Annotated in this window: 13 protein-coding genes and 1 pseudogene; 5 read left to right on the forward strand and 9 right to left on the reverse strand. The window is 55.7% G+C overall.

The genetic code is table 11. From position 1 onward, the window contains the following. The first annotated feature begins 30 nt into the window (after nt 1-30). From rtcR to OC605_RS13315, 3 genes are all read left to right on the forward strand, one after another. Nucleotides 31-1635: an RNA repair transcriptional activator RtcR gene (rtcR, locus tag OC605_RS13305; RefSeq protein WP_186565476.1), complete on the forward strand. Its 1605-nt coding sequence runs from the start codon at nt 31-33 to the stop codon at nt 1633-1635. 1050 nt (nt 1636-2685) lie between these two features. Continuing rightward, nucleotides 2686-4140, forward strand: a complete 1455-nt coding sequence (locus OC605_RS13310) for a tyrosine-type recombinase/integrase (RefSeq protein WP_262137600.1) — start codon at nt 2686-2688, stop codon at nt 4138-4140. Between the two features lie 254 nt (nt 4141-4394). Beyond that, entirely contained in the window at nt 4395-5246 is an 852-nt protein-coding gene (locus tag OC605_RS13315; RefSeq protein WP_262137601.1) for an AraC family transcriptional regulator, read from the forward strand. A gap of 202 nt (nt 5247-5448) precedes the next feature. On the opposite strand, the gene OC605_RS13320 is transcribed toward OC605_RS13315, so the two are convergent. The 4 genes and pseudogenes from OC605_RS13320 to OC605_RS28175 all read right to left on the reverse strand — a co-directional run. Then, entirely contained in the window at nt 5449-6831 is a 1383-nt protein-coding gene (locus OC605_RS13320) for an amino acid permease (protein WP_262137603.1), read from the reverse strand. A gap of 32 nt (nt 6832-6863) precedes the next feature. Continuing rightward, nucleotides 6864-7895, reverse strand: coding sequence for a 1-aminocyclopropane-1-carboxylate deaminase/D-cysteine desulfhydrase (locus OC605_RS13325; RefSeq protein WP_262137605.1), 1032 nt, complete (start codon nt 7893-7895; stop codon nt 6864-6866). Nucleotides 7896-8102: 207 nt separating this feature from the next. Continuing rightward, nucleotides 8103-8744 carry a methyl-accepting chemotaxis protein gene (locus OC605_RS28170; protein WP_410055999.1) on the reverse strand — a complete coding sequence of 214 codons (642 nt, stop codon included), beginning with the start codon at nt 8742-8744 and terminating at the stop codon, nt 8103-8105. A 267-nt stretch (nt 8745-9011) separates the two neighbouring features. Then, a pseudogene (locus tag OC605_RS28175) lies at nt 9012-10226 on the reverse strand (hypothetical protein); the annotation flags it as partial. Between the two features lie 132 nt (nt 10227-10358). On the opposite strand from OC605_RS28175, the gene OC605_RS13335 reads away from it, so the two are divergent. After that, entirely contained in the window at nt 10359-11246 is an 888-nt protein-coding gene (locus OC605_RS13335; protein ID WP_262137609.1) for a D-hexose-6-phosphate mutarotase, read from the forward strand. 165 nt (nt 11247-11411) lie between these two features. After that, nucleotides 11412-12164, forward strand: coding sequence for a GntR family transcriptional regulator (locus tag OC605_RS13340; RefSeq protein ID WP_262137610.1), 753 nt, complete (start codon nt 11412-11414; stop codon nt 12162-12164). 45 nt (nt 12165-12209) lie between these two features. Here the strand turns inward: OC605_RS13340 and OC605_RS13345 are convergent, their stop codons facing one another. The 5 genes from OC605_RS13345 to OC605_RS13365 form a co-directional block, all read right to left on the reverse strand. Then, complete coding sequence (locus OC605_RS13345) at nt 12210-12986, reverse strand: lysine/arginine/ornithine ABC transporter substrate-binding protein (protein WP_262137612.1); 777 nt, start codon at nt 12984-12986, stop codon at nt 12210-12212. Between the two features lie 110 nt (nt 12987-13096). After that, nucleotides 13097-14830, reverse strand: coding sequence for an L-arabinonate dehydratase (gene araD / locus OC605_RS13350; protein WP_262137614.1), 1734 nt, complete (start codon nt 14828-14830; stop codon nt 13097-13099). Nucleotides 14831-14857: 27 nt separating this feature from the next. Beyond that, nucleotides 14858-15787 (reverse strand): amidohydrolase family protein, encoded by a 930-nt coding sequence (locus OC605_RS13355; protein ID WP_262137616.1) that lies wholly within the window; start codon nt 15785-15787, stop codon nt 14858-14860. Between the two features lie 22 nt (nt 15788-15809). Further along, on the reverse strand, nt 15810-16766 hold the full coding sequence (locus tag OC605_RS13360; RefSeq protein WP_262137618.1) for a Gfo/Idh/MocA family protein: 957 nt from the start codon (nt 16764-16766) through the stop codon (nt 15810-15812). Nucleotides 16767-16835: 69 nt separating this feature from the next. Next, nucleotides 16836-18185, reverse strand: a complete 1350-nt coding sequence (locus tag OC605_RS13365; RefSeq protein WP_262137620.1) for an aspartate aminotransferase family protein — start codon at nt 18183-18185, stop codon at nt 16836-16838. Between the last annotated feature and the right edge of the window lie 23 nt (nt 18186-18208).

Consider the following 18208-nt stretch of genomic DNA (forward strand, 5'->3'; position numbering starts at 1 on the left):
GCGTATCGTCATTTATCTTATGAGATAAGCATGCCCAGCAAACGCACGGTCGCCATCGGATTTATCGGAGCCACCCTCGATCGCGTCGGCAAGGGCGCCAGTCGTTGGAATTATTGGCGGCCAAGCGTAGGTCTGTGCCAACAAACAGACCTCCCTATCCATCGGCTTGAATTGATTCACGGCCTCGACGCGCGCGACGTCAGCCTCGCCGAGCGTGTCCGAGCGGACATTCAGCAGATTTCTCCAAGCACCGAAGTGCGCCTGCATCCAATGTCGCTGCGTAACCCTTGGGATTTCGAAGAGGTGTACGGCGCCCTGCACGACTTCACCACTGCTTACAACTTTGACACCGAGCACGAGGATTACCTCGTCCACATCACCACCGGCACCCACGTCGCACAGATCTGCTGGTTCCTGCTCACCGAGGCGCGCTATCTGCCGGCCCGACTGATCCAGACCTCCCCCGCCAAGCGCAAGAGCGAGAACGAGCCCGCCTGCGGCACTCATGCGCTGATCGATCTCGATCTGTCGCGCTATGATCGGATTGCCTCACGCTTCGCCAGCAAACGTCTTGAAGGCCTGGAATTTCTCAAGTCCGGCATCGCCACGCGCAACCCGGCCTTCAACCGCTCCATTGAACAGATCGAGCGCGTTGCGCTGCGCTCCAAAGCCCCCATGCTGCTGATCGGCCCGACCGGCGCCGGCAAATCCTTCCTGGCGCGGCGCATCTACGAACTCAAACGCAATCGCCATCAGATGCAGGGACGCTTTGTCGAAGTCAACTGCGCCACTTTGCGTGGCGACGGCGCGATGTCGGCCTTGTTCGGCCACGTCAAAGGCGCATTCACCGGCGCGCAGAGCTCTCGCGATGGCCTGCTGCGCGCCGCCAATGGTGGCATGTTGTTTCTCGATGAAATCGGTGAGCTCGGCGCAGACGAACAAGCGATGCTGCTCAAGGCGATCGAAGAGAAACGCTTCTTCCCGCTGGGCTCGGACAAGGAAGTCGAGAGCGATTTTCTGATCATTGCCGGCACCCACCGCGACTTGCGCAGTCGTGTCGCCGAAGGGCTGTTTCGCGAAGATTTGTATGCACGCATCAACCTCTGGACATTCGATCTACCCGGCCTCGCTGGCCGTCGCGAGGATATCGAGCCAAACCTCGATTTCGAACTGGAACGCCATGCTCGCGAACAGGGTGAGCGGGTGCGCTTCAATCTCGAAGCACGCCGACGCTACCTGGCCTTCGCCAGCTCACCCGCAGCAGCCTGGCTGGGCAACTTTCGCGAACTGTCCGCATCGATTACGCGGATGGCGACTTTGGCCGACAGCGGGCGCATCGATGAAGCGCAGGTCGATGATGAGATCGATCGATTGCGGTATGCATGGAGCTTGGCGCAACCCTCTGCGCTATCGACTGAGTTGCCAGGAGATGGTGAGAGCATGGACTTGTTCGATCGCTTGCAATTGAAGGCTGTCATTGAGGTGTGCCAGCAGGCGGACAGCCTCTCGGATGCCGGTCGACAGCTGTTCAGTGTTTCCCGGCAGGCCAAGGCGCAACCCAATGATGCCGATCGCTTGAGGAAGTATCTGGGGCGGTTCGGGCTTGAGTGGGGCGGAGTAGTGGGCATGAAGTGACACGACATTCACGCTCACGGCGCCAATGACTGCTGTAGAAAAAATGAATTAGCCGCCTGATCCCTCGGTCAAGAATTATGAACGCAGTAAATCTGACGAGGTGACAGCAATGACTATCCAGGCAGAGACACTCGTACAACTGACCGAAGCGCTTCAAGAGCGCGGCATGAAGATGGTTTCAGATGTTCATTTCACTCGCGCGCCGTACCGATACAACCACCGCTGGATCTGCATAGTCGAGTAAACACGCTTGTTGCCGGCGCCTGGATCGATCATTCAGGTGCCGGCGCCGCTCGGCTTCGCCCTTAAAACCCAGATAACCGTCCCCACATAAATCTCGGCTACGTTGGGAGAGGATTCGGTGGCAATAAAAAACCCGGCGCGATGGCCGGGTCTCGTACACGAAATAATTCGATGCGCCTATTTTGCGCCGCCGTTATTTCGGCCCGTCTGGGCATCTTGATCTGAACCAGGATTGCCGGGTGGCGGATTCCAGTCCTCTGGTCGTTCGTCGGTACCTTGCTTTGGCTCAGAGTCAGCTTGCTCCAGGCCGGAGTCATGACCCTCGCCAGAATCAGGGGTTTGCTCGCTTGGACCCGGGTATGGGGCTTCAGGGCCATTGTTGTCGTCGATCATCATTCTCTCCCGTCAGTGGCGCAGGGGCTGCGCTTAATAAGTGAGAGAAGATCGGCGCACAGAGAGTGCTATTTGCTCGACGAGCGGACATTCTGACTAACCCAAACACTTGGTGATGCGAGTCGCAGGCGTGATCGAGTAGCCCCGCAAATTTCACACACATGAAAAAGGTCAATGCTGTGAACATTGGCCTAAGTCATTGAAAAATATGGTCGGGACGGAGTGATTCGAACACTCGACCCCTAGCACCCCATCTCCTTTTTCATACTTCTTGAAAGCTTCCAAAATTTCACTCTGGATTTTTCTAAGCTAGTATTTACTTGAGCTCCAGCGGTGTTCTGCTCTACGAGAGTCCAGCAACGTCCATCAAGAGCCGACGTTTTTGTGGGGGTAAAAGTAGGGGGAGTTCATTTCATGGCCAAAATCACCATCAAAGAACTTGAGTCGCTGACCGCCAATGATGCCGGCCGGATCCTACGGGAGGATGGCAATCTCGCGGGTCGAATTGCCCTGCGTAAGGACGGCGTGTCGGTCAGCTTTTTCTATCGCTATCGGTGGGGCGACCAGAACAAAGAATACGCCTGCGGGTCCTGGCCACGCAAATCACTGACGGACATCCGCAAGGCGCGTAACCAGGCTAGGGCGCTCATCGATGAGCAGATCAATCCCAACGAGCAGAAGAAAACCGCCAAGGCAAAGGCATACGCCGCAGCTAACGTAGAGGCCGAACATGCAATAACGACGAAGGTGCAAACGCTGACCGTCCAGGATCTGGCTAGCGCCTGGCTGTTGGATGGCGTCGCGCGCAAAGACGGCAATGCAGAGTTGCAGCGCCGTTTTAACAAGGACCTATTCCCGGCACTTGGCAGGACCGCGGTGAACAATGTTTCCGAACACGATGTTCGGGCGCTGATCCGCACCGTGGTCAGCCGCGGTGCTCACCGGCAAGCCATCAGTTTCTTCGCCGACCTCACTCAGATGTTCAGCTGGGCTAGAAAGCGCCAACCTTGGCGGGCGTTACTGGTTGAGGGTGATCCGACTGAGCTCGTCGACATCTCCCCCCTGATCCCTGCCGACTACGAGGCAGAAAGAAGCCGCATCCTTTCCCCGGCTGAGCTGTTGGAACTGCACAACCGCTTTCAGCAAATGACCGCCGATTACGACGCCCTCCCCGCGGGCCAAAAATACGAGGGAATTCGACCGCTAAAGAAGGAAACGCAGCTCGCGCTCTGGATTAGCCTGGGCACGCTATGCCGGATTGGTGAGTTGCTCCAGGCCGAATGGAAGAATGTCGATCTGGACCGACAGACCTGGTTCCTCCCCAGCGAAAACGTCAAAGGCACCCGGGGCAAGAAACAGGACCACCATGTCTTTCTCTCCCCCTTCGCCTTGCATTTCTTTCAGGAACTCAACACCCTCACGGGAGACTCCCAATGGTGCTTTCCGAACAAGCTGGATGATGGGCATGTGGACGTGAAAGTGGTGAGCAAACAGGTCGGCGATCGCCAGGCCCGGTTCAAAAACCGCAAGGCCCTCTCCAGACGGTGCCATGACGATACCCTGGTCCTTGCCGACGGCCAAAACGGCGACTGGACGCCGCATGACCTGCGACGTACGGGGGCGACCATGATGCAAGCCTTAGGCGTTAGCCTGGACGTCATCGATCGCTGCCAAAATCATGTACTGGCCGGCTCGCGGGTGAGGCGCCATTACCTGCATCACGACTATGCTGAAGAAAAGAGAATTGCCTGGAACCTGTTGGGCGACCGACTCAGTGCGGTGCTGTCCTCGACCTACGAGCACACGCCAAACGAGTCGATGATTTCTTTTCCAGCCTATGTCGCCACTGGATCACTGCCGCCTTCATAAGTCGGGGTCTTTAGTGCTGCGTCCTCATAGCGTCGTAGACATCGCCGAGCACGTTCTTCAGCTTGATTTCGGCTTCATACCCCATCGCTCATTGATGGAATCCAACTCGCTCAGGACTTTCTCAGTGGCGACCGACTGCGAGATGGAGTTTATTAATTTCATCGTGCATGCATAATCAGCAAAATGGGAGAAGAAATCATACACTGCTATAATTAGCAGGATACAATGTCAACGTACTATACGGAGTTTGAACGATGACCAACCACTCAGATCACCATAAGACTTCAGAGATGAGTTCAGTATCAGTTGGAATCGTAGAAATAAACAAAGTAACTTCGTTTTCGACAGAGCAACATGCTTGGGGACAATTTGTATACTTGATCAAGGGAGTTATTGAGCTAACCGTTGAAAACAACTGTTATGCGGCGCCTCCCGATTTTGGGATATGGTTACCACCTAACACAGATCATCTCGCCTGGGCAGACAACGACGCCGCATATTTTCTTCTAAACGTCGAAGCCACGCTATGCAAAACCATGCCAACTGTCGCTAGCATCATCTCAGTAGGACCTATTGCCAAGGCGATTCTCCTAGACCTAAAAAAACGAGGAACTCAGGAGCCTGAAAATGAAGAAGATAGCCGGTTGATGCGGGTCTTGATTGATCAGCTAAGCGCCGGATCGTGCATTGAGAATTTTTTGCCTATGTCTAATGACCCTGCATTAAAGCTGGTACTCGAAGTGCTTCTCAAAGATCCTGGAAATAATCGGTCACTTCTAGATTGGTCAAGACACGTTAACAGCACCGAACGCACCCTTGCACGCCGCTGCGACCGTGATCTTGGGATGAGTTTTATTAAGTGGAAGCAACGGCTTCGCTTGTCAAGAGCACTTGCAATGCTTTCTGATGGATTGACTGTGCAATCGGTGGCCAAAAAATTGGGTTACAGCACACCTTCTGCATTTATCGCAATGTTTCAAAAAGCTATGGGCGCAACCCCGAACGCTTTTCGTAGTAAGTCATCGGATAATACACAGTTTAGCTCTGACATTAGCAAGGTATCCTCAGACTCTCCAGAGACAGGAGGGAATACTGGCAAGCCTTAACTACCCGAGAGTGGCTGTCGCGAGATAAATTATCTATCAGACTTCAATAAAAAATCCTTGCAACTTATAACGCGCTTTAAACACCAGATGAAGTCGAATTATACTTTTGTGAAACTAACAATTTCAAAGTGTATGGATACGGTCCGTTTTACTGATAGGGACGTCTCGGCATTCCTTTGCCGGACGTATAATGTTTATCGAGTCAAGCGTTGGCCGACGCAGGCTGTGGGGTGCGCGCTACCCATAACCAGTAGCCCACCGATAGTAGTGTCAACCATCCGAGCCCGACGAACATGGCTGTACGCGTGTCGGGGAACCACCCGAGCACACCAAATATAAATACCATAAAAGCAATGGCGCATGCTGGGGCTACCGGCCATAGAGGTACTGGATAATCTAGAGCAGCCGCTTCATCTTTGTTCATGCCACGGCGCATCACGACTTGAGACAGAAGGATCATCAGCCAGACCCATACAATTGAAAAAGTCACTACCGAGGCGAGGATCAAAAATAAGTTTTCCGGCACCAAGTAGTTTAGCACCACCCCTAAAAGTAGAGCGATACTCATCACTGCGACAGTCATCCAAGGCACGCCGAAACGCGACAGGGAGGCGAAACCTGAGGGGGCTTGGCCGTTTTGAGCCATACCATACATCATTCGCCCTGCGCTGAATATGTCGCTATTTATTGCGGAAACAGCAGCTGAAATCACTACGATATTCAGGACAGTTGCTGCCGAGCTTATGCCTAGGCCGCTGAATATTTGAACAAAGGGACTACCTTGACTGCCAATTTTCGTCCAGGGATAAATGGCCATCAGTACGACTAAGGTAAGTACGTAAAAAAGCAGGATACGTAAAGGTACCGAATTGATTGCTTTGGGCAGCACGTGCTTGGGATCTCTTGCCTCGCCGGCTGTGATGCCAATCATTTCGACACCGCCAAAAGCAAAAATTACCACGGTGAAAGAGGCAATCATCCCACTAACGCCATTAGGAAAAAAACCACCATGGATCCATAAGTTGGAGAACCCGATAACCGCTCCAGTTCCGTTATCCAACTGAATGCCAAACAACAGTACAGCACCCCCTGCTAGAATCATGGCAACAATAGCAGTCACCTTGAACAACGATAACCAGAACTCCATTTCCCCGAATACTTTGACACTGCATAGGTTTAAGGCACCGATAAACAGCACTATTCCGAGCACCCAGATCCAGGGTGGCGTATCAGGAAACCATAATCCCATATACACACCGAACGCGGTTACGTCAGCCAGGCACACCACCAGCATCGAGAACGCATAACTCCAGCCTGTGAGAAAACCAAAATAACGACCCAGGTACTGACTAGCGTAGTGTCCGAAGGATCCAGATACCGGATTGTGAACCGCCATTTCACCAAGGGCGCGCATCATCATGTAAATCGCTGCACCACCTATCAAGTAGGCAAGCAAAACTGAAGGGCCTGCTAATTTTATGGCTGATGCCGAGCCATAAAAAAGCCCTGTCCCAATGGCCGATCCAAGAGCCATAAAACGGATGTGCCTAGTGCTTAGGCCCCGTCGAAGATTATTGTCATTCATCTTGGTGCACCTTATTGTTATTCTTCTAAAAATTACAACTTTATTTTTGATAGGCGGTCAATTGAACTCCAAACGCGCTTAGCGTAGTTCGGATCAAATAGAGCGTGATACCCTCCTGTATGCCAAAACACTACTGGCCCTTTAAGGTCTTGTTTTGAAGCCAAATCGATAATCGCAGCTACGGCCTTACCACTGTAAACCGGATCAACCAGCAAGCCCTCTTTTGAAGCTAGAAAGTCAATGGCCTCATATATCCCGACTGATGGCATCCCATACCCATCACCCAAATACTCTTGACTGATATTGATATGAGAGCGCGAGATATCAACATCAGAATTAATTATTTTCGCAGCACCGCGAGCGTATGAAAGATAAGTACCCTCCACATCCGGATAGACATCTTCCGCGACAACAATACCGCGAATTTTAGTCTGATCCCCATAGAGTGCATTACCAAGAACCAAACCCGCATGCGTTCCACCCGAAGATGAGGCATGTACAATTGTCTCGACTTTACGACCCTGCTCGTTCATTTGCTCACGAAGCTCAGCATAAGCGAGCGCAAACCCTAAGCAACTTCGCTCAGAAGCACATCCAATTGGAAGCCTGTAAACGCTTTCGCCTGCCTCCTCGAGTTCGCGAACAACACTTTGTGCATGCTGACTAAGCTCTAGCCAGCTTACGTCTCCAACAAAATTCAAGTTCGCGCCGAATAGTCCGTCTAACATTAAATTGCCCACAGGCTCGTGGGGCTCTTCGTGAGAAAGGATCAGCGTGCATTTTAATCCAAGCGCTGCACTGGCAGCAGCCACAGCTCGAGTCGCATTGGAGAGCCGCGAACCTTCCGCAACTAAATGGGTTGCGCCGCTCGCCACTGCATATGCAAGTTCGACTTCAAGCTTTCGAACCTTATTTCCCGCAAGACCAACGGAGCCTATATCGTCTCGTTTGCACCATACCTCGACTCCAATCGACTCACTGAATCTTTCGAGCAGTTGTACAGGCGTAGTGAATCCACGTAGGTCAAGACGGGGTAAGCTTTCAAGTGCTTTCAAAGCGGTCATACGAAAACCCTCAGAATGATGAGTCTTCATGCTGCTACGACGAACATAACGAAGTCCGGACACCACATACTGAGTCTCTGACAAAATAAGTAAAAACCCGGTACGACTCTTAGCTCAATAGTTAGCGGGCTGTAGAGGCGCCCTTTTTGAATGTAAAAAATCTTGGGATCTACCGGGCGCCCCGCGACTACATCGCCAAGCGGTTCTTCAAGGCATACACACTGCACTGCGCCGAGTATCAAGCACTTCACCAGTGGGATGCTCCAAGCCAAAGCATTCTGTATTTTCCTTCAGTGCATCGCACCCCTGCTTGAGCGTCACTGCCACCCCATTGACTTCCCGGGCACTCTCCAGAATCCGCGACGATGCCTCATCCACCCGCAGGATATTGGCACTGACGTCTTCTGCCGTACTCGCCTGTTCTCGCGCGGCCGTGGCGATTTGCTCGAGCATTTCCCCTACCTGTTGCGACGCCCCGGCAATCAGTTTCAGTTGCTCGCCCAGGCGGACCACTTCTGCCGCGTCGCTCTTGGATTGCTCGCAAGCAGTCAGCATAAAGCTGGCAGTGGCGCGCACGCCCTGCTGAAGATCGGCAATGGTGGCTCCGATTTCAGCAGTGGAAGCCTGGGTTTTCGCCGATAGCTCACGTACCTGATCAGCTACGACAGCGAAGCCGCGGCCCTGATCGCCAGCACGGGCCGCCTCGATACTCGCGTTAAGCGCCAGCAAATTGGTCTGATCGGCGATTCCTTTGATCACTGCCACCACCACGTCAATACGCTGGGTACGCTCTCGCAGGCAGTCCAGAGCAGCAGTGGCTTCATCCAAACGGCCTGTCAATTGCTGCATGCCCAAGGTGGTCTGACTGCTCTGCTGATGGCCTTCGTTTGCCAGATTGCGAGCCTCGCTGGAGAAGCTAACCGCAGTCTCACAGGTCAGTGCCACGCCTTGTGCGGTATTTGCGAGCTCAAGTGCAGCAGCGGCAATCAGGGCCACCTGCTGACGTTGATGGTCCGCGGCCTGCACCGAGGCGCCGGCCTGATCATCCAGTACCGCCACCGTATCAGTGACACCGCGGGTCTGCTCGCTGATGGCCTGGAGCGAATCCCGTAGTTGATCCTGGGCAGCGTTGAGGGCATGGCCGATGTGCGCCAGCTCATCTTTACCGATTACTTCCACTCGAGAGCAAAGATCGCCTTCGCTCATCGAGCGAGCAATGTGGGTGATACCCACAGTGTTGCGGCGAATCGAAACCTGTACGCAGAGCACGCCATAGAGCGCCAGCAACGCCATCAGGCTGAACAACGACACTGCCACTACCGAGCCGTGCCAAGCAGCCTGTTGATAGCTTGCCAAGCGTTGGTCGAGGTCAAGCAGCGCTTCTTTCTGCAGGCCAATGGACAGTTCCAGTGCGTCGCTTACTCGCTGGCTGACGTTGGAGGGCTCCAATGAATTGAGATCGCGACGGAAAAAGTCTTGCTCCAGTTGCTTGACCAGCCCACCGATTCGCCCGAGTGCAGTCTGATGAGATCGCTGCCAGTTCGCGCCATCAAGCATTGTAATGGTGGCACTGGATGCGCTCTGGCCGAGAGCGATCAGCGTCGCGTTGATTGTTGCGATGCTTTCACGGAGTTGCGAGCGGGTCAGCAGGTTGAAGCCTCCAGACCCGATGATGCCTTGCCCGACACTGACTAGACTGGTCAATTGGTAATTTAGGGCAGGTGCGTCGAAGGTAACGATGTTGACCTGCTCGGAGGTATCCGCTCTGGGGTCCCGGCGCAGGCCGCTTTCATCAGCGGCAGCTTCACTAAGTTTGCGCATTGCCTGTAAAGCACGGGTACTCGCGTTATAGGCGTCGACCCACCAACTCACCATGGCCTGAGCGTCGTGGCGTGCGGCGTCAAGACGCTTCTGGGCGCTGAAAAGCTGTTCGACTTCGGCCGCCAGTGCGTCTTGCATCTTCCCCGAAATACTGGTCTGTCGTTCGATCATCATGACCTGCAAGTTTTGCAAGCGCGCCCCCTGACTGCGCAGCCAGGCATTCATATCCACTGTGGAATCACCTACTCCACGGGACGCCACATCGGTGGCTCTCCAGCGTGCTGCCAAGTTACGTTCGAGGGCGGCACGGGCCTGATCATCAACCAGCTCAAGCAGTATCGCCACGCCGCCGCGTTCCTTCTCAATGCCGTTCAATTCGCTGTGGTAGCGCGAGCACAGCGCCCAGAGCCCGTAGCCCAGAGGGATCAGGAACACGATCAGCAGGACTTGGAACTTGCGCACGAACGCCAGCCGCTCCATCGCTGAAACTCCCCACTGCATAAGCTTCATCCGCTCGCTCCCCTTCCTGTCCAGAGTTTTGTTTTGTTGTCGTTATACTAATATATTACAATCAGTACCCAGCCAAAATGACAACTCCCTGCGCCCACGTCAAGGCGAATGGCCATAGCGAGCGTTCACTCAATGTCGATTGCTGCAACAATCCACCCCTACCCCCTGTATGATCTCGGTGCATGGTGCATTGAGTACGGCGAGGCTTACGCCCTGATCTGCACTCAGGGCGCGCAATTGCTGGAGTACGGTTTTCGTAATGAGCCGCCCGTGATTTGGAACAACGCCCACGCCAGCTTCATTGCGGGCACCCCGATTCGTGGTGGCGTGCCCGTTTGCTGGCCTTGGTTTGCCGACTTGCAAAACAATCCCGAGGCGGTAAAAGGGGACTGGCAAATGGCCGATGCACCCTTTCACGGGCTAGTCAGGCAGGCGCTGTGGCAAGTGGAGCACATGGAGGCCGATGAACACGAAGCCCGTCTCACATTCGCGTCGCCTGTCACACTGCATGGGTTGACCGCACGTATACATCTCAAGCTGGATGAAAACTCGCTGGAACTTGACCTCGATATCAGTAACCACGGCCCACGAGCCGTCACCATGACGGCCGCATTGCACAGTTACTACGCTGTGAGTGATGTACGTGAGGTGACGCTGCAGGGATTTGCCGGTGCATGCTATTACGACAACTTGAATGACCGAACTCTATGTCAACAGGTCAGCGAACCTCGCATCAGCGGGCCGACCGAACAGGTTTATCAGGGCTTGGGCGAGAGAATTGTCATTGAGGATCCTGCCTGGCAGCGGAGAATTTTCATCAATACCCGATCAAGCCGTTCCGCGGTGCTGTGGAATCCGGGGCCGGAACGGGCCGCAACGCTGGATCAGTTTCACCCCGACGCCTGGCGCGCAATGCTGTGCATCGAGACCACGCGAGTACTGGAGGATATGTTCACAATTGGTCCGGGGGCCAGCGGTGGGCTGGGTGTGCGAATATCACGACAGTTGGTTCAGCGTTGACTCATCTTGGTTCCAGGCTTTGTAGGCTTGCTACTGACCCGGATCGGCACTGCTTCCAGGTCCTTTCCGGGCAATCCGAGCGCCTTTACATGGGGTTCGCCTCAGCCCGTGAACTTTCGCTAATATACGAGTACATCTTTTCAACCCCTCGCGGAGTTTCTCCCATTGAATGCCCCTGTCTTCCATCCCGAGATGCTCGACCATCGTCTGCCCAAGACCGCCCAGGTCTATGAACTGCTGCGCTCGGCGATCATCTCACTTCGATTGCAGCCGGGGGACGTGATCAGCGAGAAGGAGCTGTGCGTACAACTGGATATTTCCAGAACCCCGCTGCGCGAAGCGGTGCTGCAGCTGGCCAATCAGAAGCTGATCACGATCAAGCCCAACTCGAGCACCGCCGTGAGCCTGATCAAACTCAAGGACGTTATCGAAGGCCAGATCGTCCGCGAAAGCATCGAGTATCGCACCGTGTGCCTGGCAGCACGGTTCTACGAGAAGGACCGGATCGATCCGTTCACCACGCTCCTGATGCGCCAGAGGTTCGCCTCCGAGCACCGTAACGTCGATGAGTTCTACGCATTGGATGAAGAGTTTCATCGGGTCATCTGCGAGTGCTCCGGCTACCCCAACCTATGGCGTTTGCTCAATGGCGCCAAAGGGCAACTGGACCGGGTGCGGCGAATGGCCTTTCCGGCGCAGAACCAGTTCGCCGAAGTGATTGACGAACACGAGCGCATCGCCGATGCCATCCGGGCCTCGGACGAGGACGCCGCAGTGGCGGCCATGCGCGTGCACATCGATAGCATCTACGAGACCCTGAAAGTCCTCTCGGTAAAACACCCTGACTTCTTTGCGGAAGACTCCGCGACCATTACCAACTGTGACTCCCTGGAAGACTTCAAACGCCTTTATGCCTGATGCGACAAGGCCAGCCGGATCGCTCCGGCTGGCCTTGTTCCGCACTCAGTAGATGGAGAACGGGAAGTATTTCAGGTTGATCTTCTCGTAGGTTCCGTCCGCACGAAGTTCGGCGATCGCCTTGCTGAACTGCTCGCGCAGCGCCGTGTCCCCTTGACGAACCCCCACCCCTTTGCCGACGCCGAAGTACTTCTCGTTGATCACATCCCCCCCGACGAAAGCACAGCAGGCGCCGTCCTTGGTTTTCATCCAGACATAGAGCAGCGCAGCATCAGAGAACACTGCGTCGATGCGACCATTGGCCAGATCCATTGCAGCGTCATCCACGGTCTTGTACTGCTTGATCTCCGATTGCTTATAGTTTTCCTCGAGATAGTTCGATTGGGTGGTGGAGACCTGCACGCCGATGCTCTTGCCCGCGAGATCGGCTGCGGTGATATTGGTTATGCCGGCATCCTTGGCCGTAATGAAGCGAGCCGGCGTGGCATAGTACTTGTTGCTGAAATCGATCTTCTTCTTGCGCTCCTCGGTGATGTTCATCGACGCGACAATGGCGTCGTACTTGCCGGCGATCAGACCGGGAATCATGCCGTCCCATTCCTGCGAAACGATGTCGCACTTGACCTTCATCCGCTCGCACATGGCGTTGGCGATATCCACATCAAAGCCAGTCAGCTTGCCTTTGTCCAGATAGCTGAATGGTGGGTAGGTGCCCTCTGTGGCAATACGAATTTCCTTGATTTCATCTGCGGTAGCCAGACCGACCATCAAGGTCGAGCCAAGGCCAAGGGCTGCAAAAAGAACGCATTTAGCAAGTTTCATAAACATCACCTTCTTTGCCGTACATTAATATATTGGTTTTGTTGCAACATACAGGCCATTTTTTAGCGTCGCTTGGGTGTGGTTTTTCTCCTGAGAAGAGTCGTTAAGAATCAGAAAATCGCCGGCTCGCCAGCCGGCTCGCCGAAACCGCTTTCGAGGAAATCGAAATCACATCCTTTGTCTGCCTGGAGAATGTGTTGCGCAAACATCCAGCCATAACCACGACCAAATCGCGGTTCCGGTTGTAGCAGCGCTTCACGACGGGTCGCCAGTTCAGTCGCGCTCACCAGTAACTCGATGCTGCGCTTCTCCACATCCACGCTGATCAGGTCACCGTTGCGGACTAACGCCAAGGTGCCGCCGACGTAACTTTCTGGTGCAACGTGGAGGATGCAGGCACCGTAACTGGTCCCGCTCATCCGCGAATCGGAAATCCGCACCATATCGCGCACGCCCTGCTTCACCAGCTTGGCAGGGATTGGCAACATGCCCCACTCGGGCATGCCCGGGCCGCCCTGCGGGCCGGCATTGCGCAGAATCAGCACATGGTCGGCAGTGACGTCAAAATCATCGCTGTCGATCACCTCTTTGAGAGCCGGATAGCCATCGAAAACAATCGCAGGACCTGTGTGCTTCAGCAGTCGCGTCTCCATGGCGCAAGGCTTGATCACGCAGCCATCGGTGGCCAGGTTTCCTTTGAGTACGGCCAGCGCGCCCTCGGCATAAATCGGATTGTTCAAAGGACGGATCACGTCATCGTTGTACACCTCGGCTTCGGCAATGTTCTGTCCGATGGTGCAACCATTGACCGTCATTTCCTCCAACGAGAGGAATTTACTGATGATCCGCATCAACGCCGGTAGTCCCCCTGCGTAGAAAAAGTCTTCCATCAGGTACTGGCTGCCGCTGGGGCGTACGTTGGCGATAACCGGAACGTAGCGGCTGACCGCGTCCAGATCGTCCAGTGTCAGTGCGTGCCCTGCCCTGCGGGCCATCGCAATCAGGTGAATCACCGCGTTGGTCGAACAGCCCATGGCCATGGCGACGGCAATGGCGTTATCAAAGGCGCCACGACTCTGCACCTTGGCCGGAGTCAGATCTTCCCAAACCATCTCCACCGCCCGACGTCCCGCTTCGGCGCACATGCGGATATGGTTGACGTCCGCCGCTGGAATTGAGGACGCGCCCGGCAGTGTCATGCCGATAGCCTCGGCAATGGCGGTCATGGTGGATGCTGTGCCCATGGTCATGCAGTGGCCGTGACTGCGGGCGATACCGCCTTCAATGTCTTGCCAGTCCTTGTCACTGATATTGCCGGCGCGTCGCTCGTCCCAATATTTCCAGGCGTCCGAACCGGAACCCAGAATCTTGCCCTTCCAGTTACCCCGCAACATAGGCCCGGCGGGCACGTAGATGGACGGCAGCCCGGCGCTGGTCGCACCCATCAACAGCCCTGGGGTGGTCTTATCGCAACCACCCATCAGCACCACGCCGTCCACTGGATGGGATCGGATCAGTTCTTCGGCTTCCATGGCCAGCATGTTGCGGTAGAGCATGGTGGTCGGCTTGACGAAGTTCTCCGACAAAGAAAGCGTCGGCAGCTCTACCGGGAATCCGCCCGCCTGGAGAATACCTCGCTTGACGTCATCGACGCGGGTCTTGAAGTGAGCGTGACACGGATTGATATCAGACCAGGTATTAAGGATGGCGATCACGGGTTTCCCCGCCCAGTCTGCCGGGGCATAACCCATCTGCATGATTCGCGAGCGGTGGCCGAAGCCGCGCAGGTTGTCAGGTGCAAACCAGCGCGCACTTCTCAGGTCTTCAGGTTTTTTATTGTTCATTGGTTATCGTCCGTCAGGCGTCGAGCTTCACGCCGGGTTGTTGAATCCGTAGAGGGCCGCCGGGTTGTCCACTAGAATCCTGGCAAACAACGCGTCGTCTTCCAGCCAGTGGGCAAGCCGTTGCAGGGCCGCGCCATCGTCGATCTCGCGGAACATCGACACCGGCCCGCGGGTTATGTCGCCAATGCCACCCAGTGGATGTGGCCAGTTCGACCCCCACAGCAATCGCTCCGGTGCTACCGACACCAGACCGAATAGCAGCGGCGCGACCTCTTCCAGCGATGGCTGCTCCGACACCAGATAAGGCGCAGAGACCTTTACGTGGCAGTTACCGCTGGCCAGTAGACCTAACAACACTTTGAAGCCCTCGCTCTTGACCCCGGCGCTGGCATGCATACCAGCAAAGTGATCGAGCACCAGTGATACATCGAGCTTCTTGAGCTCATGACGCAGAACCTGAACCACTTCAATGGGCGCAAACACCTGGATATGCCAACCGAACTGTGTGGCCACTTCATTGGCATGTTTGAGTGCACGCAAGGCCGCCGTGGCATCCGCGGACGCAGCAGCGAGGTTCAGTCGAATACCGCTGATGCCGGAGCGGGCCAGGGTTTCCAACTCGGCCAGTGAAGTTTGTTCGTCGATCACCGCGACGCCACGCGCACCGCTGCCGATTCGGGCAATGGCATCAAGGGTGCAGCGGTTGTCGCTACCGTAGACGCTCGGCTGGACTACCACCACCCGATCCAGGCCAAGAATGCGTTGGTGCTCCATCAGGTCTTCGACCAACGCCGGTGCCGGGGTGTAGGCCCGTGATGCGGAATAGGGAAAACGCTCGGAGGGGCCGAACACATGGACATGACAGTCACAGGCACCGCTCGGAATGCTGATCGCCGGACGTTGATGAACGACCCGGAGAATGCTGACGCTGTTATCGCTGGAAGTTTGCTCGGCCATTGCGGTAGTCCTGAAGTGATGGCTAAGAGATTTGCGCCTGCTCGATACGATGCAGCAGTCGCATGGCTGGCAATACGGAGTGAGCGGGTACCAATGGCTCACGCCCGTCACGCACAGCTGCGACAAAATCCCGCGCAACCTGAGCGTTGTTGTCCTGCTCCGGATCGACATCGAGCAGATACGTGCCCTGTTTCAGGGTCGCGTCGAGAATATTCAGGCGGTACGAGTCGCAATCAGTGATGACAAAAATGTCGAAGATTCGGTCGGGGGAGTTGTAGGAGCCGGTACACACCATCGACTGGCGTTGTTCAGTTTCCATCAATACGGCCAGCTCCATCGGGATGCCGGTAACCTCATCAGCCACTGGCATTGTTGCCTGCAAGTTGCTGATGCTCGCTGCAGATGCGGCCGGGTCACCATTGCCGGTCAGCCACAAGGCCACATCCACCAGGTGCGCACCGTGATGCCAGAGCAGGTTATCGGTCCAGCAACGCTTGAGCCCCGTAGAACCAACGTTTTCCCGACGGTGAAGGAACAGCCGGGACTGAACCTGAAGCACCCTTTCCGTCCCGGCCTTCAGGCGTTCTACCAATTGCCGGTGTTCGCGGCGAAAGCGCATTGGGTGGACCACACCAACAGTCAGGTTCAGGCGCTTGGCGGTGTCGACGATACGTTCGCAGTCCTCCAGCGACAGTGCCAGAGGGATTTCCACCAGCACATGCTTACCCTGCTCCAACGCCGCCAGAGCCATTTGCGCATGGCTCTGGCTCGGGCCGGCAATGATGACGATATCGATCTCGGGCGAGCGCAGTGCTTGTTGATAGTCCACGAACCAGTGGCGATAACCGTATTCCCGGGCGAAGGCTTCGGTTGCCTCGGCCTCGCGTCCGACCAGGGTATGCAGTACACAATCGGTATTCTGCAGGCTCTGCGAATGCCAAGTACCCATCATGCCGTGGCCGATCATGCAGATATTCAATTTGATTTCCCCTCGAGGCTCTCATGGCTGGTTTGGGGTTGGTTGGGACCGCCTTGCGGTCCCTACATCTCAACGCTGAATGGCGGCCATCGTCTCGGCAAAGGTCTCCAGCAACTGATCTGCCTGGGCCTGTTTGAAGCACAGCAACGGACGGATCTTCAGCGAGTTTTCACCCACACCGGTGGTGCTGATCAGCACTTTGCGATCACGCAGCCCGCTGACCACTTTGGTCGTGAGTTCGGCATCCGGGGCCTTGCTCTCGGGGTCAGTCACGAACTCGACCGCGAAGTACAGGCCGGCTCCCCGTACGTCACCAATGGCCGGATAGTTGCGAGCAATGGAGCGGAAACCATCGAGCAGGTAGTTACCCAGGTCGTGACAGTTCTGCTGCAAGCCTTCATCACGAATCACGTCCAGTACCGCCTGCGCCGCCGAGATGCACACGGCGTTGCCACCGAAGGTATTGAAGTAGCGCACCTTCGGTCCAAAGTCGGCGAGCAATTCGGGTTTGACTGCCACGCCGGCGATCGGCAGGCCATTGCCCATGGGTTTGCCCATGACCACGATGTCGGGCTGGATGCCATGGCGCTGATAGCCCCAGAAATTCAGGCCCGTACGGGCGAAGCCAGGCTGAACCTCGTCAGCGATATACAGGCCACCGTGCTTGTGCACGACTTCAATGGCTTTCTTCAGCAGACCAGGAGTGCCAGGCAGCAGACCATCAGTGGAGAAAATGCTGTCGGCAATGAAACCTGCGAACTTGATGCCGTGCCGTTGCATATCGGCGATCGCCGCTTCAATGTCCGCTGCCAGCCGCTCGCCGACATCCACTCCGGGCTCGGCATGGTAGGCGTCCGGTGCGCGAACGGTGCGCACGTGCTGGTCCACTGGTACGTATTTGCCCATGGTGGTGGAAATGGCCGCCACCGCGGTAGTGATGCCGTGGTAGGCAAAGTCAGTCACGATGATCCCGGTGCCACCGGTATGGAATTTGGCGATGCGCAACGACAAATCCACCGCCTCGGAACCCGTGCAGGTGTACATCACGCTGCCGATGCCGCCACCAAAGGTCTCCACCAGTTGCTCGGTGTAGTTGAGGATCTTCTCATCCATGTAGCGGGTGTGAGTGTTCAAGGTCGCCAGTTGACGCGACACCGCCTCTACCACGCGCGGATGGCAGTGTCCGACCGAGGGCACGTTGTTGTAGCAATCCAGGTACTGCTCGCCGTTCGGGCCGTACATATAGGCACCCTCGGCGCGGACGAACTCCACCGGATGCTGGTACATCAACTTGTAGCACGGCCCCAACAGGCGCTGACGGCGCTCGACCACCGCTTGCTCGTGAGCGTTCAGGGTCGGCAACAGCGCCAGGTCGAAGCCATTTTGCATGCCGGCAGTGGCGGAATATTTCTCAGACATTTAAACCTCCAGAAAATCGATTA

Origin of the sequence: Pseudomonas sp. Marseille-Q5117 (assembly GCF_946901175.1) — a bacterium.
Lineage (GTDB): Bacteria > Pseudomonadota > Gammaproteobacteria > Pseudomonadales > Pseudomonadaceae > Aquipseudomonas > Aquipseudomonas iranensis.